19 protein-coding genes and 1 pseudogene are annotated in these 17,712 nt (G+C 70.3%); 12 read left to right on the top strand and 8 right to left on the bottom strand.

The window, feature by feature from the left end:
• Positions 1-86: 86 nt before the first annotated feature.
• Positions 87-638: a YbhB/YbcL family Raf kinase inhibitor-like protein gene (locus tag N865_RS07955; RefSeq protein WP_051510334.1), complete on the bottom strand. Its 552-nt coding sequence runs from the start codon at positions 636-638 to the stop codon at positions 87-89.
• 140 nt (positions 639-778) lie between these two features.
• On the opposite strand from N865_RS07955, the gene N865_RS07950 reads away from it, so the two are divergent.
• From N865_RS07950 to N865_RS07935, 4 genes are all read left to right on the top strand, one after another.
• Positions 779-1,213, top strand: a complete 435-nt coding sequence (locus N865_RS07950; protein ID WP_034803782.1) for a VOC family protein — start codon at positions 779-781, stop codon at positions 1,211-1,213.
• Positions 1,214-1,507: 294 nt separating this feature from the next.
• The gene (locus N865_RS07945; RefSeq protein WP_034803780.1) at positions 1,508-2,527 is read left to right on the top strand and encodes a patatin-like phospholipase family protein; all 1,020 of its coding nucleotides are present in this window, start codon (positions 1,508-1,510) and stop codon (positions 2,525-2,527) included.
• Between the two features lie 158 nt (positions 2,528-2,685).
• Positions 2,686-3,270: a carboxymuconolactone decarboxylase family protein gene (locus N865_RS07940; protein ID WP_034803778.1), complete on the top strand. Its 585-nt coding sequence runs from the start codon at positions 2,686-2,688 to the stop codon at positions 3,268-3,270.
• Positions 3,267-4,145 (top strand): RNA polymerase sigma-70 factor, encoded by an 879-nt coding sequence (locus N865_RS07935; RefSeq protein WP_034803775.1) that lies wholly within the window; start codon positions 3,267-3,269, stop codon positions 4,143-4,145. Before N865_RS07940 ends, N865_RS07935 begins: the two co-directional genes overlap by 4 nt.
• 110 nt (positions 4,146-4,255) lie before the next feature.
• Here the strand turns inward: N865_RS07935 and N865_RS07930 are convergent, their stop codons facing one another.
• Positions 4,256-6,493: an MMPL family transporter gene (locus N865_RS07930; protein WP_051510333.1), complete on the bottom strand. Its 2,238-nt coding sequence runs from the start codon at positions 6,491-6,493 to the stop codon at positions 4,256-4,258.
• A 316-nt stretch (positions 6,494-6,809) separates the two neighbouring features.
• On the opposite strand from N865_RS07930, the gene N865_RS07925 reads away from it, so the two are divergent.
• Complete coding sequence (locus tag N865_RS07925; RefSeq protein ID WP_245603705.1) at positions 6,810-7,328, top strand: hypothetical protein; 519 nt, start codon at positions 6,810-6,812, stop codon at positions 7,326-7,328.
• Positions 7,328-7,708 (top strand): hypothetical protein, encoded by a 381-nt coding sequence (locus tag N865_RS07920; RefSeq protein ID WP_051510338.1) that lies wholly within the window; start codon positions 7,328-7,330, stop codon positions 7,706-7,708. The genes N865_RS07925 and N865_RS07920 overlap by 1 nt, the downstream gene beginning before the upstream one ends.
• A 76-nt stretch (positions 7,709-7,784) precedes the next feature.
• Here N865_RS07920 and arr read toward each other — a convergent pair whose 3' ends face one another.
• From arr to N865_RS07910, 3 genes and pseudogenes are all read right to left on the bottom strand, one after another.
• Complete coding sequence (gene arr, locus N865_RS23905) at positions 7,785-8,237, bottom strand: NAD(+)--rifampin ADP-ribosyltransferase (protein WP_245603707.1); 453 nt, start codon at positions 8,235-8,237, stop codon at positions 7,785-7,787.
• Positions 8,238-8,354: 117 nt separating this feature from the next.
• Positions 8,355-8,705 (bottom strand): annotated as a pseudogene (locus N865_RS23900) (putative immunity protein); the annotation flags it as partial.
• Positions 8,706-8,780: 75 nt separating this feature from the next.
• On the bottom strand, positions 8,781-9,353 hold the full coding sequence (locus N865_RS07910) for a GNAT family N-acetyltransferase (RefSeq protein ID WP_034803769.1): 573 nt from the start codon (positions 9,351-9,353) through the stop codon (positions 8,781-8,783).
• 382 nt (positions 9,354-9,735) lie between these two features.
• Here N865_RS07910 and N865_RS07900 point away from each other — a divergent pair, with 382 nt between their 5' ends.
• From N865_RS07900 to N865_RS21685, 3 genes are all read left to right on the top strand, one after another.
• Positions 9,736-10,950 (top strand): glycosyltransferase, encoded by a 1,215-nt coding sequence (locus N865_RS07900; protein WP_169735719.1) that lies wholly within the window; start codon positions 9,736-9,738, stop codon positions 10,948-10,950.
• Positions 10,951-11,075: 125 nt separating this feature from the next.
• Positions 11,076-12,371 carry a sialidase family protein gene (locus tag N865_RS07895; protein WP_157557611.1) on the top strand — a complete coding sequence of 432 codons (1,296 nt, stop codon included), beginning with the start codon at positions 11,076-11,078 and terminating at the stop codon, positions 12,369-12,371.
• A complete protein-coding gene (locus tag N865_RS21685) occupies positions 12,286-13,380 on the top strand; it encodes a TIGR03621 family F420-dependent LLM class oxidoreductase (RefSeq protein ID WP_084328054.1) in 1,095 nt (364 codons plus the stop codon). The genes N865_RS07895 and N865_RS21685 overlap by 86 nt, the downstream gene beginning before the upstream one ends.
• 72 nt (positions 13,381-13,452) lie before the next feature.
• On the opposite strand, the gene N865_RS07885 is transcribed toward N865_RS21685, so the two are convergent.
• Entirely contained in the window at positions 13,453-13,899 is a 447-nt protein-coding gene (locus N865_RS07885; RefSeq protein ID WP_157557610.1) for a VOC family protein, read from the bottom strand.
• Between N865_RS07885 and N865_RS07880 the strand changes: the two genes are divergently transcribed.
• Positions 13,884-14,666, top strand: coding sequence for a DinB family protein (locus N865_RS07880; protein WP_245603704.1), 783 nt, complete (start codon positions 13,884-13,886; stop codon positions 14,664-14,666). The genes N865_RS07885 and N865_RS07880 overlap by 16 nt on opposite strands.
• A gap of 105 nt (positions 14,667-14,771) precedes the next feature.
• On the opposite strand, the gene N865_RS07875 is transcribed toward N865_RS07880, so the two are convergent.
• On the bottom strand, positions 14,772-15,113 hold the full coding sequence (locus N865_RS07875; protein WP_034803741.1) for a metallopeptidase family protein: 342 nt from the start codon (positions 15,111-15,113) through the stop codon (positions 14,772-14,774).
• Between the two features lie 106 nt (positions 15,114-15,219).
• On the bottom strand, positions 15,220-15,825 hold the full coding sequence (locus N865_RS07870; RefSeq protein ID WP_034803738.1) for a YdeI/OmpD-associated family protein: 606 nt from the start codon (positions 15,823-15,825) through the stop codon (positions 15,220-15,222).
• 98 nt (positions 15,826-15,923) lie between these two features.
• Here N865_RS07870 and N865_RS07865 point away from each other — a divergent pair, with 98 nt between their 5' ends.
• Positions 15,924-17,039 (top strand): DNA glycosylase AlkZ-like family protein, encoded by a 1,116-nt coding sequence (locus tag N865_RS07865; RefSeq protein ID WP_034803893.1) that lies wholly within the window; start codon positions 15,924-15,926, stop codon positions 17,037-17,039.
• A 119-nt stretch (positions 17,040-17,158) separates the two neighbouring features.
• Positions 17,159-17,587, top strand: coding sequence for a nitroreductase/quinone reductase family protein (locus N865_RS07860; protein WP_169735717.1), 429 nt, complete (start codon positions 17,159-17,161; stop codon positions 17,585-17,587).
• Positions 17,588-17,712: the final 125 nt, after the last annotated feature.

The raw sequence follows: 17,712 nt of genomic DNA, 5'->3' as shown, positions 1-17,712 counted from the left end.
GGAGGAGCCGTCGGCTCTCCTTGAGCGAGGCCCGCACCCGCCTCTGGCTCAGGCGCCGCGGCCGCCGGACGAGGCGCCTCCCGACGTCACTGCTTGCGCTGGTAGACGCCGGTCAGCCGTCCCTGCGCCATCGCGTTCGACTCCACCGCACGCAGGGCCCGGTCGAGCGCTGTGCCCTCCGCGAGCTCGGTCGGCTTGGCGAGCGCGTACACGCTGAAGCGATAGCGGTGTATGCCGCTGGGCGGGCACGGCGGGTAGTAGCCCGTGCCGCCTCCGGAGTTCTTCGACTGCACGGCGCCACGCGGCAGACCATGGGCCGCAAGCGCCGCGGTGCCGGGCGGCATATCGAGAACGACCCAGTGCGTGAAGGTCCCCCTGGGGGCATCGGGGTCGTCGACGACGAGCGCGAGCGCCTTGGCGCCGGCGGGCACACCTGACCACGTCAGAGGGGGCACCTTGCCGGCACCATCGCACGTGAATTGCGAGTCCAGCGAGTCTCCTTCGGCGAATGCCGTGCTCTTGACGACGATGACCTGCTGGACGCTCACGGTCGGCTCCTTCCCGGGCTGCCCAGCGGCGCACGCGGCGCTGCTCGTCAGGACGGCGAGCAGGCACAGCACGGCGCTGCGGAACCGCATGCCCCCAGCGTCTCACCGCAGGCCGAGCCGCGGTGCCGGGCGCACAAACCCACGGTGCCGGACGGCATACCGTGCTCCCGCCGTGTACCGACCGCAGGCTTGGACGCCGATGGCCGGTTTGCGCGCCCTAGGGTGGGGCGATGACGTCGGTGAGACAGGTCCAGGTCACGTTCGACTGCGCGGAGCCGGAGCGTGTCGCCCGGTTCTGGTGCGAGGTGCTGGGGTACGTCGTGCCCCCGCCACCGGAGGGCTTCGCGAGCTGGGACGACGTCGACAGGCAGCTGCCGCCGGAGCGGCAGGGTTCGGCCTTCGCCTGCGTCGACCCCGACGGCGTGGGCCCGCGGTTGTTCTTCCAGCGCGTTCCCGAAGGCAAGGTCGTCAAGAACCGCGTGCACCTCGACGTGCGCGTCGGCACCGGGCTCGTCGGCGAGGAGCGCCTGGCTGCGCTCGAGTCCGAGTGTGCGCGGCTCGTCGAGCTCGGCGCGGTGCGTGGGCAGCTCCTGCTGGCAGACGAGCACAACGAGTCGTGTCAGGTGATGCAGGACGTCGAGGGCAACGAGTTCTGCCTGGACTGATCTGAGCACGCGCCACGAAGCGCCTGGCATGCGGAAGCCCGCTTGGACGGCGGACTGCCGGTCAGGCTGAGGAACCTCGTCTTCCAGCCCTGAGTGTCTGACTCTGGACGCCCTGGCGCCGATTGCCGTGACGCCTCCACAGCCTGCTAGCGTCGTGGTGATCGTGATCTACCGGCAGGAGGTGAGACCCATGTACGCAGTGTCCACAGTGGGTGCTCCGCCGCCGTCCACGATCTCGCGACTGAGGTAGTCGCCACTGGGAGCGCCCGACAGCTATCGCGAGAGGCGACTCCCATGAACCCGACACCTTCCTCGACGCCGCACACCAGCGAGACGACACCTTTCGACGGCATACCGGTGCCGCAAGATCCTCGACACGGCAACTGGCCGAGGCTCGACCAGCAGGCCGACGCCACAGCACCAACGCCCAACGCACGCAAGAGAGCCCTGGTCCTCGCTGGGGGCGGCGCGGCCGGCAACGCGTGGGAGCTCGGCCTGGTCGCCGGCCTGTGCGATGCCGGGGTCGATGTGACCGAGGCCGACCTCATCATCGGGACGTCGGCAGGCTCCACGGTGGCCGCCCAGATCACCAGCAGCACACGGCCGACCGAGCTGTATGCCGCTGTCCTCGCCGAGGTGCGCCAGCCACAGTCCCGGGGGGCCGGGCCGGCGAGAAGGCCGGGTCCCAGCGTCTCCGGCCCGAGCTACCTCGAGTGGTCGAACGAGATCATCGCGGCGGCAGCCGACGCGTTCGACATGCGTCGCAGGATGGGCGCCGCGGCCCTCGAGCTCGATACCTCTCATGGCGCGGCCGCAAGCCACTGGCGCGACGTCGTCGCGGCGCGCCTCCCTGGTCGGGACTGGCCGCAGCAGCGCGTGCTCATCACCGCTGTCGACGCCCGCACCGGGGAACCGGTCGTGTTCGACCGCCACAGCGGGGTCGACATGGTGGACGCCGTGGCCGCCAGCACCTCGGCGCTGACGCCCTACCGCATCGGCGAGGAGCGGTACCTCAACGGCGGCTACCGACGCAGCGAGAACGCCGACCTGGCCGCCGGCTACGGGCGCGTCCTCGTGATGTCGCCCTTCAGCGGAAGGACGCGGATGCCGCTCGAGTGGCGCATGGACCTCGCGAGCCAGGTCGACGAGCTCCGCGCGGGCGGGAGCAGGGTCGAGGCCGTGTTCCCGGACAGCGGCGCGGGTGACGTCTTCGACGCCAACGCGCTCGACCCGTCGACGCGCGTGCAAGCGGCACGAGGTGGCTACGAGCAGGGCCGGGCGCTCGCCGAGCCGCTCGCCGAGCTCTGGCGCTGACGCCGGCGAGGCCGAAGGGCCCCCGTCGCGGAACGCCCAGCCACGCCTGGACACGGCTCGAGATCCCTGACGCCGGGATGTCACACCCGCGGCGCGACCGGTGTCTTCATGTCGACTCGACCAGAGACCACCCCCCGACGCTTCCACGAGGAGGAACGATGACCACCAGGATCCCGCCGAAGGAGATCACCGGCTTGTACGGCGCGATGGTGAAGAAGTTCAGCGCCAAGATGTTCGGCCAAGTGCCGGAGTCGCTGGGCGTCATGTGGCACCACGTCCCGGTGCTCAAGGCCAGCATGGGCTACGGCCAGAAGCTGCAGAAGTGGGACGAGTGCGACGAGGGCCTGAAGTCCTTCGCGCACATGGCCGTCGCCTCGCTCGTCGGCTGCTCGTGGTGCCTCGACTTCAACTACTTCATGGCGGGCAACCACGGGTTGGACGTGGACCGAGCGCGGGAGATCCCGCGGTGGCGCGAGTCCGACGTGTTCACCCCGCTCGAGCGGGAGGTGCTGGAGTATGCCGAGGCGATGAGCCAGACGCCGCCGACGGTGACCGACGAGATGGTCGCAAGCCTGTCGGAGCAGCTCGGTGCGGCCGGCCTCGTCGAGCTGACGAGTGTGATCGGGTACGCCAACCTGACCACGCGGTCCAACGTGGCCCTGGGGATCGAGTCGGAGGGTTTCGCCTCGGCCTGTGGGCTCAAGCCGATGGCCGAGCGTGCCGCCGTACGCTCGGAGGCATGAGCCGGGACCCGTTCCTCGCCCACCGGAGCCTGCTCTTCACCGTGGCCTACGAGATGCTCGGCTCGGCTGCCGACGCCGAGGACGTGGTCCAGGAGACGTGGCTCCGGTGGGCGGACCTCGGCGACGAGGGGCAGGCCGGCGTGCGCGACGCGCGGGCCTTCCTCGTGCGGATCGTCACGAGGCAGGCGCTCAACCGGCTGCGCACGCTCGCCCGTCGTCGGGAGGACTACGTCGGTGAGTGGCTGCCGGAGCCGTTGCTCACGGGCCCGGACGTCGCCGAGGACGTCGAGCTCGCCGAGAGCATCTCGATCGCGATGCTGACCGTCCTGGAGACGCTCAGCCCGACCGAGCGCGCGGTGTTCGTGCTGCGTGAGGTCTTCGACCTGCCCTACGACGAGATCGCGGAGGCGGTCGGCAAGGGGACGCCGGCTGTGCGTCAGGTGGCCCATCGCGCGCGTGAGCACGTGGCGGCTCGGCGGCCTCGGATGCAGGTCGACCGGCTGGAGCAGGAGCAGGTGGTCGAGCGGTTCATGACCGCGGTGACGACTGGCGACATGCAGGGCCTCATGGACGTGCTCGCCCCTGACGTCGTCCTCGTCGCCGATGGTGGTGGCGTGGCGCAGGCGGTGCGGCGTCCGGTCGTGGGCGCCGACCGGGTGACGGCCTACCTCTCGGTCTTCCCTCGTGTCGTCGCCGGGGCGCAGATCACCACCCTGTGGCTCAACGGCGCGCCGGCGGCCCGGATCGACACGCCCAGGTTCGGGACCACCGTGGTGAGCGTGGCCGTCGACGACGGCCGGATCACCCGCATCTTCGCGATGCGAAACCCGCTCAAGCTCGCGCGGCTGGACGAGGAGGCCCGGCTCAGCCGCTGAGCGGGCGACGACGGGACGGCACGCGGTCACCCGCGGCTCGAGCGGCATACGGAAGACGGGTTCGTATGCTGCTCAGCCGAGCCCCGGGGCCGCGTGCCCTCCCCGTGACGTCACGTGCCCGGGTCCGGGGCTGTGGAGGGTCGGCGCGCGGGCGGTCGCGTCACCGCCGCGCCGCGGAGCCTTCGGGGCCAGGCGCTGAAGCGACCGAGGAGCGTGAGGAGGGCCGGCACGAGGACCGAGCGCACGACCAAGGCGTCGATGAGCACACCGAGCCCCATGACGAAGGCCAGCTCGCGGAACTGCCGCAGGGGCACCAGCGCAAGCATCGCGAAGCTGGCTGCCAGCGTGACGCCGGCGGCCGTGATCGCTCCGGACGTCTCCGGAATCCGCTCCGCAATGGCTTTGCGGAGCGGAGTGTGGTCGGCGCGGGTCCAGACGTGGCCGACCCCATAGATGTTGTAGTCGGAGCCGAGGGACAGGAGCAGCACCGAGGCGGCGAACGGCACGTAGAACGCGACCCCGTCATGGCCGAGCCGGTCCTGGAACACGAGCGACAGGCAACCGAGCGAGGCGGCCAGCGCAAGGACGCTGCAGCCGAGCAGCAGGACCGGCGCGACGACGGCACGGAGGAACACCATGAGCAGGATGAGGTTCACGACGAGCACGGCGATCGCGATTCGCCGGAGGTCGGCGTTCGTCGCGGCCACGAGCTCGCCCGCGACGGCGGTGTCGCCGGCCAGGCCGTAGTGAGCGCCCTCGATGCCGGCCCGCTGCAGCAGGCCGGGCAGGGACAGCGACAGGTGCTCCACGTCGCTGATCGCCGTGGCGTCGAGCGGGTCGTGCTCGAGGATCACGAGGAAGCGCGCCGCGTCGCCTGAGCGGGTCACCAGCGCGTCGTGCGCCAGCTCGTCCGGGAGCGCGGAGGGGCTCACCACGCCGGCGACGCCCGGCTGGTGCTGCAGCTCACTGCCGAGGCGGGCGAGCTTCTGCGGGTCACTCCCGACGTCCCGGCCCTGCAGCAGCAGCTCGGTCGGCGCGACGATCCCGGGCGCGAAGCCCGAGGCCGCCGCTCGAGCGGCCGACTGCGGCTGACTGTCGGAGGGGAGCGCGGCGACGAAGGACACTCCGAGGCGCAGGCGGTCCGCACCGGTGCCCAGGACGGCGAGGCCGACGACACAGGCCCCTGCCAGCACGAGCGCCACGACCCTGACCGTGAGCAGCCGGGCAGCGGCGCGCGCCACCGGTGCCGAGCGGTCCGCCTTGGCGCGACGGGTCGGCCAGAACAGCGCGCGGCCGAAGATGGCGAGCAGAGCCGGCAACAGGGTGACCGAGACGGCGACGGCGGTCAGGACCGACAGCGAGAGCACCGGACCGAAGGCGCGGAAGAAGCCGGACCGCGCGACGAGCATCGACGCGGTGCCCGCAGCCACCGCGATCCCGGCGACCAACACGATCCGTCCGGTCTGGGCCGCCGACATCTTTGCGGCCGTCAGCCTGTCGAGGCCGTCGTCCAGGCCGGTGCGCATGCTCGACAGGAAGAAGATGGCGTAGTCGGTCACGATGCCCAGCACGAGCGCGAGCACGAGCGGTTTGAGCTGCTCGGGCACCCCGCCCTGCACGAACCCGCCGACATAGTCGGTGACGCGGACGGCCAGGAAGTACGACGCCGCAGCGGTCACCAGCGCCACCAGCGGGGCGACGATGGACCGGAACCTGAAGGCGACCAGCCCGATGATGACGAGCAACGTGGCGCCCTCGAGCAACGGCAGGTGTCCGTAGAGGATCTCGGACTGCGCCAGCTGCGCGGGCACGGTCCCCGTCACCCCGACGACGTGGTCGTCCGGTTGGTTCATGTGCTCGTTCGCGAACCGACCCGCGGCAGCGACCTCCTCGACGAAGCTCGTGCCCGGCTTGGTGAAGACGTAGGTCAGAGCCGTGGTGCCCTGCTCCGACGACGACGGAAAGACCCCCTTCGTGTTGGCGACAGGGATGACACCAGCGATGGGGCCGACATCACCGGCGGTGCCCTTGGCCACCGCTACCGCGCGCTCCACCACCCGCTGCTGCGCCGGCTGTGACAGGCCGTGCGCATCGCGCTGCACGATGACGGTGCGAGACAGGATGGGGAACCCGAAGGCCTTCGCGGACGCGGTCTCCGTCGCGATGGCGCGGCTGTTGGGTGGCGCGAACCCGTTCAGCCCCGCGTCGGGTGCCGACCCCGGCAGCCATGCGACGGCGGCGACGATGCCGGCCGCCCAGCCCAGCACGACCAGCAACCGCAGCTTGACGACCAACCAGGCGTAAGCCCGGGAGAGCGCGCCGACCTCCGACGTGCGCCACGATCTCATTGACCCGCCTTTCTCATCTTGAGGAGGAGTACCCGTCCTCGTGGTTCCGCAACCGTGCCCCGCTCGTGCGCCAGAGCCGCCACGTGAACGCGGTCTTCGTTCTCGAACTCACTGGCACAACGCTGAGTTCGAGAACGAACGCCGCGTTCACGTGACGGGAGAGGTGCACGAGCCGGCGAGCCCGTGAGCTGCCTCCCGGTGGGACATGACCGCAAGCGGGTACGGCGAGGTCCTGACCACCCGATGCGCCCGACCAGAGGCGCGTCACGCGCTCCGGAGGTTCGGGATGACGGCATACAGCACGACTGTTCGCACCATGCACCTGCTGACGAACGCGGCCTGGTTCGGTGGGTCGCTCATGGGCGCCGTGGCCCTCAACCCGGCCGCGCGAAAGGGCGACGACGCGCAGCAGCAGGCCGAGATCGCCGACGAGGGATGGCACCGGTGGGGTCCCGTCCAAGGGGCGGCGATCGGGCTGCACCTGCTGAGCGGCATCGCCATCGTGGCCGACAACCGGCGTCGCGTCGCCGCGCATCCGCCGACCACCGCCGCAGTCGTCCTCAAGACGGCGCTCACCGGGGTGGCGATCGCTGCCAGCGCGGCGGCATACCGCCTCGGCGCGGAGTTGGGCGACGCGCAGCGCGCGGACAGGGATGCGACGACCGGACGGACGGCGCGTCTGCTCGCCAGGCGGATGGAGACCCTCCAATGGGCCACCCCGGCCGCCACCGCGGGGCTCCTCGCGCTCGACGCCTACCTCGGAGAACAGCAGCGTGGCGTCGCGGGTCTGCTCGACCGCCCGTCCGGCCCGCTGAGTCCGTCGAGCCGCTCGTGATGCGCGAGTTCGAGTTCGCCTTCGAGGACCGCTACCGCCTGCCGGCGCTGCTCTTCGGGGTGACGCCGGAGCGGGCGCGGGTCATCGTCACCGACGACAAGCTCCTGGTCCGGTTCGGGTCGTGGCGCCTCCACACGACCCTCGCCAACGTCTCCCACACGCAGGTGACCCGCGGGTACTCCTGGATCCGCACGGCCGGTCCGGCCCACCTGTCGCTGACCGACCGCGGCGTGACCTTCGCGACGAACTCGCAGCAGGGACTGTGCATCTCGTTCCTCGAGCCCGTCCACGCCATCGAGCCCACCGGCTTCCTACGCCACCCTGCGGCAACCGTGACCGTCGAAGACCCGGAAGAGCTGGCCGCGGCCCTGCGTCACTGACGCCATGTCCTGAGGGTGTCAGCCACGGGCGACCTTGTGGCTGCCGTGAGGAGCCTCGACGGCGTGGGCAACCCAGTCAGTCGTCCATCGCCTCGATCCCGAGCTCGGCGAGCTCTGCCATGCGCTCGCGCATGTGCCGGATCCGCTCTGCCGGTGGGCGCTCCCAGCCCGTGATCTCCTCGATGACCCGCAGCGGCTCGGTCGTCCGGTAGGAGCGGGTCGGGTTGCCGGGGAAGCGCTTGTCGGTGACGTTGGGGTCGTCTTCGATCGTGCCGAGCGGCTCGACGCGGTACACCCGCCCGGGGCCCTCGCCGCGGGCAAGCTCGGCGGCGAGCGGTGCGCCCTCCCGCGTCGCCGTCAGGTAGATGTGGTTGGCCTGACGCCCCGAACCGTAGTTCGAGTGCCAGCCAGGCGTGAGCAGGTCACCGGGACGCAGGTCGGCCTTCGTCCCGTGGAAGAACGGCCCGGGGTCGTCGACCACGCGCGGCGTCGGCGGTGGGTCTCGAAGCAGGCTGTCGAGCCGTTCCATGAGGACCGCGACCCGGCTGCGCCCCTTCGGCGCTCGTGGGTAGCGGCTCAGCACGTCGAGGACGACCGGCGTGGCTCGTTTGGCGGCGGCGGTGACCACGTACTCCGCGACCACCGGGTCATCGCCCCGTGCGAGCTCGGCCGCGCGGGCGGCATGGGCGCCCGCCCCCAGGATGTGACGCACCTGCGTCGCCCTGGCCAACGGATGGAGGTATGCCGCTGCGGCCGCGTCTCCGGCAGCGCTCGCCGCGTGCCGGGCGGGTTCGCTCGGAGTCTCCTTGGCGGCGCGGTGGGCGTCGGTCGCGGCCGTCCGCTGGAGGCGTGACCGAGGCGCACCCTCGGCGAAGACCAGCGCGGCGTCGAGCGCCGCAGCCGGGCGACGGTCATCGGGGTTGGCCTTCTCGAAGATGACGAGTGCAGGCTTCGCGCACGCCACGGCATACGCGGCAACCGCCCGCAGCTCGTCCATCGTCAGCTCGAAGTCACCCGTGCGCTCCTGCATCATCACGAGTCTCGCACAGCGGCCGCCGTCCCCTTCGAGGACTCAGCGAGCAGTAGCCTGCGCGGACGACGGCTGCCACTCCCGCCTGATGAGCCCGAAGACCCACGAGTCGGAGACCTCGCCGTTCACGACGCAGTCTTCTCGCAACGTCCCTTCACGCACGAACCCGAGCTTCTCCAGCACCCGGGCCGAGGCCACATTCCGAGTGTCGGTCTCGGCCTGGACGCGATTCAGGTCCACGGTGTCGAAGGCCCACCGCAACAACGCCTCCGCGGCCTCCGTCGCGTAGCCGTGTCCCCACGCTGCAGCATCGAAGCAGTAGCCCAGTGACGCACTGCGGTAGGCCGGGTTCCACCGGCTCAGGGTGCACCAGCCGATGAACGCCCCGTCGGAGGCACGATCCACGGCCAGCCGAGCACCGGTGCCCTCCTCTGCCATCTGCCGGCAAGCCGTGATGAACTGCTCCGCGCGTGCGCGTTCGCTCCAGGGCGGAGAGTCCCAGTAGCGCAGGACGTAGGCGTTGCTCTGCAGCGCGAAGATGTCGTTCGCATCCGTGTCGTCGAAGGGACGCAGTCGGAGTCGAGCGGTGTGCAGCGTGGGGGTGGGCAGCGACATGCGCGGGACTTCCTTCTCGTGGTGGGTGGTCTGTCAACCAGACATCCTGTGCCCACCACGCGCAACGCGTTTCTCGTCGGGCGGGCAGGACGGGGATGCCGCCATCAGCAGCCCGGGGGTCGGGCGGAGGCCTCGCCCCTCCCGCCAGGTGACGGCGCTCCCCGGCCACTCGTCGCGAGCGGGGCACACGGCATACCCGACGTGCAAGCGTTCGTGCAGCGACATCGAGACGTCGTCCGCGAGCTCGGCCAGGTACGCCTCTTGGGCGGCAGCGAGTCCGTCGTCGGACGCGTCAGCCCTGAGAGTTTCGACCACGGTGACAGTCTCCCTCTCTGGCGCTGCTGCCCTTTCGTGTGCGGGAGCGGGCTGGGAGACTTCAGCGATGCGAGTGCTGTGCTCGACGACGGCGGGCGACGGCCACTTCGGGCCGCTCAAGCTCTTGGCTCAGGCGTGCAGCGCGGCCGGCCACGAGGTGCGGGTCGCGGCCCCCCTCTCGTTCGCGGGTGCGGTCGAACGCGCCGGCCTGGGCCACGCACCGTTTGCCGACGCGCCCGCTGCGGCGATGGGGGCCGTGTTCGAGACGCTCCCGGCGATGACCCTGGAGCGCGCGAACGGGACCGTCATGGCCGAGGTGTTCGGCCGGCTTGACGCTCAGGCCGCCCTTCCCGCCTTGAGAGCGGTTGTGGACGACTGGCGGCCCGATGTCGTCCTTCGGGAGTCGGCGGAGTTCGGCTCGCTCGCCGTCGCCGAAGCGGCAGGGATCCCGCACGCGGAGGTGGCGATCGGGGTCGCGGCCCTGATGGACTGGGGTCGGGCCCACGTGGAGGAGCCACTGGCTGAGCTCGACGAGTTGTCCGGGCTCGAGCACGGGCACCTGCTCCGGGCGGCCGGCGGTTCGCCGGTGTTCACGATGGTCCCCGAATGCATGGACGACGCTGTCCCGGGCTCCGGACGCGCCGAGGGGGCGGCCCGTGTCGTGGTCCGGTTCCGCGCGGAACGCCGGGTGGGTGGTGGGAGCCTGCCCCCGTCCTGGGGAGACCCGGACGCCCCCCTGGTGTATGTCACCTTCGGGACGGTCGCGGCTGGCCTGGGCCACCTCAGCGAGGTCTTCACGGCAGCACTCGGCGCCCTGTCGGACGTTCCCGCCCGAGTGCTCATGACCACCGGGTATGCCGGTGAGCTGGCGTTGTCCGATACGCCGGCGAACGCGCACGTGGAGCAGTACTGGCCGCAGGACGAGGTGATGGCGCTGGCTGCGGTGGTCGTCGGCCACGGCGGGTTCGGGACCACGATGTCGGCGCTGTCCGCCGGGGTCCCGCAGGTCGTGCTGCCCTTGTTCACCACCGACCAGCAGATGAACGCCGATGCGGTGTCGGCTCTCGGCGCGGGCCTGAGCCTCCCAGGTGGGCCAGAAGGGGTGACCGCCTTGCCCGGGGCGGTAGCACGCGCACTGTCGGATCGAGACCTCCGCGCAGGGGCGGCCGAGGTCGCCGCACAGATCGCCGCACTGCCGGGCGCAGCGGGTGTCGTCGACGAGATCCGGCGGCTTGCGGAGCTGGGTCCCGGCAGCCCACGTGGACGCTGCCGTCGACCATGACCGACCGCGCATCGTCGCGGTCACGGCCAGGGCTGGCCACTTGATTCGCCTGCGGGAGTGCTGCGCCCGGCGTAACGTCGAGGCGGACCTGCGTGTGCCGGCCCGTGTCGCTCGAGGAGGTAGCGGTGCGTAAGCGAGCCATCGTTGTCGCTGGTGTTGCGTGTCTGGCCCTGGTCGTCGTTGCAGGGGTGTCCCCGTCCGTGGCCTCCACGGTCGTGTCGAACGGCTTCGTCACCAACGACCTGAACCGTGACGCCGAGACGGACATCGCGATCAACCCGGTCAACCCGGCGAACCTCATTGCCGCCTGGGGCGATTCGGGAGCGAAGTCCTGCGGGGTGGGCTACTCGATGGACGGCGGCCAGACCTGGCAGGTCAGCTGGATCCACGGGCTAAACGCAGCGGAGGGCAACCCCGACTTCGCGTTTGCCGGTGACCCGTCCGTGGGGTTCCTCAACGACGGGACGGCGGTCGTCGCCTGCGACGCGTGGGGGCCCGGGCTGGCGCCGAGCGCCCTGTACACGAGCCGCTCCACCGACGGCGGGCAGACGTGGGAGCCCGCAGTCGAACTCGCGAGAGGCAAGAAGGTCGGCCACCTGCACGACCACCCGATGCTGACGATCGACCGGTACGGCGACCGGGTCCTGCTCGCCTACACCGTGTTCCTCGGCACGAAGAACAGCTACGCCCGCTCCTACGCGCTGGTGTCCGCCGACGGCGGGCTGACCTACCAGGGGCCGTACGAGATCGCGGCCGACTACCGGGCCGACGCGCCGTGGCGGTTCGACGTGTCGCTGGCCGGCGCCCCCGACGGCACCATCTACGCCACCGCCGGGATCTGGAACGACATCTCGATCTACAGCGAGCAGGCGGTCGTGGTCAGCCAGCTGCGCCCCGGTGAGGCGAGGTTCACCCGCAGCGTCAAGGTGCGCGACCTGGTGCCCGCACCCGAAACCCTTCCCAATGAATTGTGGCGGACCTCGATGCAGGCGTCGATCGGCGTCGAGGCAGACGGAACGGTCGACCTGATGACCGGTGACTACGCGACCGGGAACCTCGACATCTACCTCGCCAAGTCCACCGACCACGGTGAGTCGTTCCCGAGCCAGACGAACCTGACGAACGACGAGGCCGACCAGGTCATGCCGTGGATGTCGGTCGCCCCGAACGGCCGTATCGACGTCGTCTACTACGACTACACCCGCTCCACCGCAACACTCGACGCCGTGTACGGGCAGATCCCTCCCGGCGGCAGCACGATGACGCGGCAGGTCGTGGACGCCTCGATCCCACAAGGCTCGTTCATGGGCGACTACCTCGGCATCGACTCCACTGATGCTCAGGTCGCCCTCTCGTGGACCGCAGGCCGGCGACCCTACGACGACTGGCTCGAGATCAAGGCCGCCTCCCTGCTCCCGTGAGGCGCGGGCGTGGGGCGTTCGGGGCGTCACCGTTGCCAGGAAGGCTCTGCCACCCGCTCGCGCGGAATACCCTCGAGCCATGACCCTCGCGGACACGTCGCGACCATTTCGATTTGGCCTGGTGACAACGAGCGGAACCGAGGAGTCGAAGACCGCGTGGACCTCCTACGCACGAAAGGTGGAGGATCTCGGGTTCGACGTGCTGCAGGTCGCTGACCACTTCGGTAACTCCACCGTGTGCACCCCGCGACTCGCAGCCGCAGCAGCCGTGACGACAACGTTGCGGGTCGGCTCCTACGTCTATGACAACGACTTCCGGCACCCGGTGCTTCTGGCTCGTGAGGCTGCCGAGATCGACCGCATGTCCGGTGGCCGGATGGAGCTCGGTATCGGCGCCGGGTGGTCCCGCTCGGAGTACGAGATGGTCGGCATTCCCTTCGACGAGGGCCCCGTGCGCGCTTCCCGGTACGAGGAAGCCGTTGAGATCGTCCGTCGACTCCACCTCGGCGAGAAGCTGGACTGGGCCGGCGACCATTACCAGCTGAACGGCTGTGAGCTGCTTGTCGAGCCCGCGCAACGACCGATCCCCCTCCTTCTCGGTGGCGGAGGTCCGCGGATGACGCGACTGGCGGCCCGGTGGGCGGACACCGTGGCGTTCGTTCCGAAGTCCCTTCCGAGAGGGGGCCTCGATCCGACGGAGTTCTCCCGGAGCGCCTTCGACCACAAGATCAGCGTGCTGGAAGCGGCGCTGCAGCAGCGAACCACAACACCGCCCGAGCGAGCGGCTCTCGTCTTCGGCCTCCACCGGTCCAGCGACGAGATACCCCTCGAGGACTGGACCTCCCGAGAGATTGCCGCGACCAGCCCCTACTACCTGGTCGGAGACAGAGCCCGCGTCGTGGACGAGATCCTCGCGCGACGGGACCGCTGGGGCATCAGCCACTGGACGTTCTGGGAAGAGGACATCGACTCCGCCGCACCGATCGTCGAACGGCTGCGCGGTCAGTAGAAGGTGCCCAGCGAGCGGGCTCCGAGTGCGCGCGCTGGATATGTGGCGGTCGCGCGGCATTCCCCGGGTCGCTCAGCGGGGCAGAGGATTCGGACCGGTCGCGGTGACCAGGCGCTGGGGCACCCAGGGGTCAACGTGATGGAACCCGTCGGCGAACGGGCCGGCATCAAGCTCGACGGACTCCCTCAGTGAGAGTCGATAGAACTTCACGTGAGTGAAGTCCTCGAACAAGATGTAGACGGGGTCCGGTGTGCTGTGCGGGCCCTGGAACTGCTGTCCGGTGAGGACGGGCTTGTGGGCTTCGACGAACGTGTCGAAGGGGTCGCCGACCACGACGCCGAGGTGCTCCAACCCCATCTTGTAGACGCGCTGGTGAACGGGCGGGATCAGCTCGATGAGCGGGACGGCCTTGCCGCCAAGGACGTCAAGCGGCTCCGCTGGGACGATCAAGGAGATCGGGCGGCCGTTCCAGACGTTCTCGCGATTGGCGACCGCATTGCGTTGTGGGCGCGGTCGCACGAGGCGCGCTTGTCCCCGGCAGCGGTGATGATGACGGGATGACGACCTATTCCAGCACCAAGGAGTTCGAAGGCGCGACCTTCGTCAAGGCGAGCTTCAAGGGCGCCACCGTGCGATTCTCCGATGTCAGCGGTGTGACGATGCGCAGCGTCGATGTGGGCGGACTCGACATCGACAGCCATGACTTGTTCTTCGGCAGCCTCTTCGTCAACGGGGTCGACGTGGTGCCGCTCGTCGATGCCGAGCTCAACCGGCAGTTCCCGGGCCGCGCGCTGCAGAAGGCGCAGACGCCCGAGGGCCTGCGCGAGGGGTGGGTCGCAGTGCAGTCTGCGTGGCAGGCCACGGTGACGGACACGCCGCCGGGCCTGGTGGACGCCCACGTCGAGGACGAGTGGTCCCTGGCCCAGACCCTGCGGCACCTCATCCTGGCGACCGACGCCTGGCTGCGCGGCGGGATCCTGCGGATGCAGCAGCCGTTCCACGAGATCGGCCAGATCTTCACCGGGGCCGAAGAGATGGGCTTCGACATGTCGATCTTCCGCGTGGACCCGCCGGTCTACGAGGAGATCCTCGCGGTGCGTGCCGACCGACAGCAAATGGTGACGGACTTCCTGGCCACAGCCACGGCGGAGCTGCTCGCGGAGCAACGCGAAGACCCGTGGGGCGGTGACTGGCGGCCGACCGTCGGTGACTGCCTTCGCGTGATCCTGGAGGAGGAGTGGGCGCACCTGCGCTACATCCGAAGGGATCTCGCTCGTCTGCGCTGAGCCGGAAGGAGACAGCCAGGACGAAACCACGCGGATCTCCCTGGCACTGCCGGACGTTATCGGCATTCGGTTCGATCCGCTCGGTGACGGCGGGAAGCCGCCGACTCACCAACCGAGCTCGCGCAGGCGCGCGTCGCTGATCCCGAAGTGATGTCCCACCTCGTGAATGACCGTCCGCCGAACCTGCTCGACCACCTCGGAGTCGCTGTCGCACAGGGCGCAGATGGCACGCCGGTAGATCGTGATCCGGTCAGGCAGGACGCCGGCGTAGAACGCCGACCGACGCGTCAGGGGCACGCCCTGGTAGAGCCCCAAGAGGCCCGCCGGGCCACGGTCGTGGTGCACCGTGACGGCCACGTTGCTCATGAGTTCGCCAAGCTCTCCGGGTATGCCGTCGAGCGCCTCGGTCACCATCGCCTCGAACCGCTCCGGGTCCACCTCGACCATGCAGCAAGTGTCCAACCCGGACACCACGGCGGGGAGCAGTTGCGGTCGCACGCCGCGCGGCGAGCCCCTTCTGACCGACCTGGGGACAGCGACACGCGCCGGCTGGCTACGGCGAGCTCGGAGGCTTTGCCTTCTGTGGGTGGATCGTCTCGTGGCGGGCCAGCATGGCGACGAACTCCCCGATCTTCCGCTCGCGGGTCTCTGCCCGTTTGACCGCGTTGACGCGGTAGATGAGAGCGAACCGGTTGGTCTTGGTGAGGATGTCGAACATGGCTTGGGCGGCTGGGACGGCGGCGATGGCGGCGAGGAGGTCGGCCGGTGCCTCGGCCTCTGACGGCGGGGCGTAGGCCGCCGCCCACCGCCCGTCCGCTTTCGCGGCGTCTACCGCGGCGCGGCCTGGGGGCAGCATGCGGCCCTGTGCTTCCAGCCGGGCCACGTTGGCGATGTTGCGTTGTGACCAGGCGCTGCGGGCTCTACGAGGGGTGAACCGGATCCAGGAGGTCTCCTGATCCCGTTTCCGGGTCTGCCCGTCGATCCAGCCGAAGCACAAGGCCTCGTCGACCGCCTGCTGCCAGGTCAGCGTGGTGACTAGGCCGTCCTTCTTGGTCAGGGCCAGCCAGACTCCGGGCGACGTGGCGTGGTTGGCCGACAACCACGCTCGCAGGGCCTCGGCGTCCGCGACGACCAGCTCGTCCAGCTCGGCGCTCGCCATGGCGGCAGGCTAGCCGACGCGACGTGGCCGCAGCCTCGCGTTGCCTGCGGAACGCTCAACGGCCCTCTTCCTCCAGAAGCGGTGACACCATGCTGCGCATGACCACCGCGATCGAGGCCACGGTCACGTGGAGGCAAGCACTGTCGTGGCGCATGGAGCGACACCTGATCGACCCGGTCGGGCCGGGGTCCGCGGCCGAGGTCGTACGCCGGCTCGGTGCGGTGCTGTCGATGGACGAGTCGCTCGCTGAACTCGCCGTGAGGACCCGGAGCACGGCGTCGCGTCCCGGCGATCTCGCGCGCGCCCTGGAAGACGGGACGGTGATCAAGGCGTTCGCGTTCCGCGGGTCGATGCACTACCTCTCGCCCGAGGACGGCGGGATCTACCTCGCGCTTCGATCGGCGGGACGGCAGTGGGAGCTGCCGAGCTGGGTGGAGTACTACCGGCTGCGCCCTGAGGACTGGCCAGACTTCCGGGCAGCGGTGCGCGACGCGCTGAGCGACGGTCCGTTGACCATCGCCGAGCTCGGCGCGGTCCTGACCAGGCGCCGCGCCTACCGCCACCTGAAACCGGTCTTCGACGATGGCGCGGGCACCCTGATCAAGCCCTTGACGTGGCAAGGGGACATCAGCTTCGGTCCACCTCGCGACGGACAGCACACCTTTCAACGCCTCGACAGCAACCCCCTGTGGTCGGGCATCCCCGACCTCGACGACGCGGGCCCGCGCGCCGTCACGGCCTATCTGGGGACCTACGGTCCGGCCACACCCGAGCATCTCCACTACTGGCTCGGATCTGGCCTGAGCGCGGGCCGCAAACGGCTCGACGGGTGGATCTCGGGCCTGGGCGACCGGCTGGTCGGCATCGACGTCGAGGGCACAGCGGCATACGTCATGCGCGAGGACGTGGAGGCCCTTGCCGCCGCGCGGCCCTCGGAGGCCGTGCGGCTCCTTCCGGGGCATGACCAGTGGGTGATGGGTCCTGGCACCAAGGACATCCGGGTCACGCCCCCACCTCTTCGGGACGCCATGACCCGCAAGGCGAACCCGCTGATCGCCGGCGGCGTCGTCTGTGGAACCTGGGCGCGGAAGGGCGATGAGCTCACTATCACCTGGCACGACGAGCGGCGGCTACCCGACGAGGCCGTCGAGCAGGAGGTCGCACGACTGGCCGACATCCTCGGCCGGGACCTGCACGTCAGCCTGACCTCCTGAGTCGGCTGTCGACCGAGCGGCGAGTGGGGTCCCGCGGCCCGGCGCCGACCCGGACCGGTCGAGCCGTGGTTGACTCGTCGAGAGAACCTCCGCGAGTCAGCGAGGACGGCATGGCGTCGATGGCACAGCGATTGTGGAAGGCTGGCAACGCGGCGGCCGTGTGGATCTACCGGCGTACCGGTGGCCGCGTCGGCGGCAGGGCGAGGGGCGGCAGCCTCGTGCTCCTGCTCACCGTGGCCGGACGGAAGTCCGGGGTGCCGCACACCGTGCCCGTGGCGTACGTGGAGCGCGACGGCGCCTACTACCTCGCAGCGACCGCGGGCGGGCAGCCGAAGGAACCGCAGTGGGTCCGCAACCTCCGGGCCGCCTCGACCGCGACCGTCGAGGTCGGCCGCAACAGGAGGACGATGTCGGTCGAGGTGCTGCGCGGGGCCGAGTCCGACGCGGCCTGGAGGGACATCATCGTCGCGACCTATCCCTCCTTCGGTCCCTACGAGGCGAAAGCGGGTCGCCGGATCGCGGTCGCGCGCCTGACCGAGCTGGGGTGACCGAACCCGCATCGTCGACTCTCCGGCCTTGTCGGAAACCCCACACTCAGGCGGCTCCTCCGCGGCGGCCACCGCTGCGCGCAACCATGGAATGAAGAGTCGGCACCATCAGGACAGGGGACCTG

It is taken from the genome of Intrasporangium oryzae NRRL B-24470, assembly GCF_000576595.1.
Lineage (GTDB): Bacteria > Actinomycetota > Actinomycetes > Actinomycetales > Dermatophilaceae > Intrasporangium_C > Intrasporangium_C oryzae.
This window is presented reverse-complemented; position numbering and strand designations above follow the sequence as displayed.

Bases quoted from the DNA above. Each gene is read 5' to 3' on its own strand.
- N865_RS07955 (WP_051510334.1), bottom strand. From the start codon at position 638: ATGCGGTTCCGCAGCGCCGTGCTGTGCCTGCTCGCCGTCCTGACGAGC.
- N865_RS07870 (WP_034803738.1), bottom strand. From the start codon at position 15,825: ATGGCGAGCGCCGAGCTGGACGAGCTGGTCGTCGCGGACGCCGAGGCC.
- N865_RS07875 (WP_034803741.1), bottom strand. From the start codon at position 15,113: ATGGTCGAGGTGGACCCGGAGCGGTTCGAGGCGATGGTGACCGAGGCG.
- N865_RS07935 (WP_034803775.1), top strand. From the start codon at position 3,267: ATGAGCCGGGACCCGTTCCTCGCCCACCGGAGCCTGCTCTTCACCGTG.
- N865_RS07920 (WP_051510338.1), top strand. From the start codon at position 7,328: ATGCGCGAGTTCGAGTTCGCCTTCGAGGACCGCTACCGCCTGCCGGCG.
- arr (WP_245603707.1), bottom strand. From the start codon at position 8,237: ATGGAACGGCTCGACAGCCTGCTTCGAGACCCACCGCCGACGCCGCGC.
- N865_RS07945 (WP_034803780.1), top strand. From the start codon at position 1,508: ATGAACCCGACACCTTCCTCGACGCCGCACACCAGCGAGACGACACCT.
- N865_RS07940 (WP_034803778.1), top strand. From the start codon at position 2,686: ATGACCACCAGGATCCCGCCGAAGGAGATCACCGGCTTGTACGGCGCG.
- N865_RS07930 (WP_051510333.1), bottom strand. From the start codon at position 6,493: ATGAGATCGTGGCGCACGTCGGAGGTCGGCGCGCTCTCCCGGGCTTAC.
- N865_RS07925 (WP_245603705.1), top strand. From the start codon at position 6,810: ATGCACCTGCTGACGAACGCGGCCTGGTTCGGTGGGTCGCTCATGGGC.
- N865_RS07910 (WP_034803769.1), bottom strand. From the start codon at position 9,353: ATGTCGCTGCCCACCCCCACGCTGCACACCGCTCGACTCCGACTGCGT.
- N865_RS07950 (WP_034803782.1), top strand. From the start codon at position 779: ATGACGTCGGTGAGACAGGTCCAGGTCACGTTCGACTGCGCGGAGCCG.
- N865_RS07860 (WP_169735717.1), top strand. From the start codon at position 17,159: ATGGCACAGCGATTGTGGAAGGCTGGCAACGCGGCGGCCGTGTGGATC.
- N865_RS07865 (WP_034803893.1), top strand. From the start codon at position 15,924: ATGACCACCGCGATCGAGGCCACGGTCACGTGGAGGCAAGCACTGTCG.
- N865_RS07900 (WP_169735719.1), top strand. From the start codon at position 9,736: ATGCGAGTGCTGTGCTCGACGACGGCGGGCGACGGCCACTTCGGGCCG.
- N865_RS21685 (WP_084328054.1), top strand. From the start codon at position 12,286: ATGCTCAGGTCGCCCTCTCGTGGACCGCAGGCCGGCGACCCTACGACG.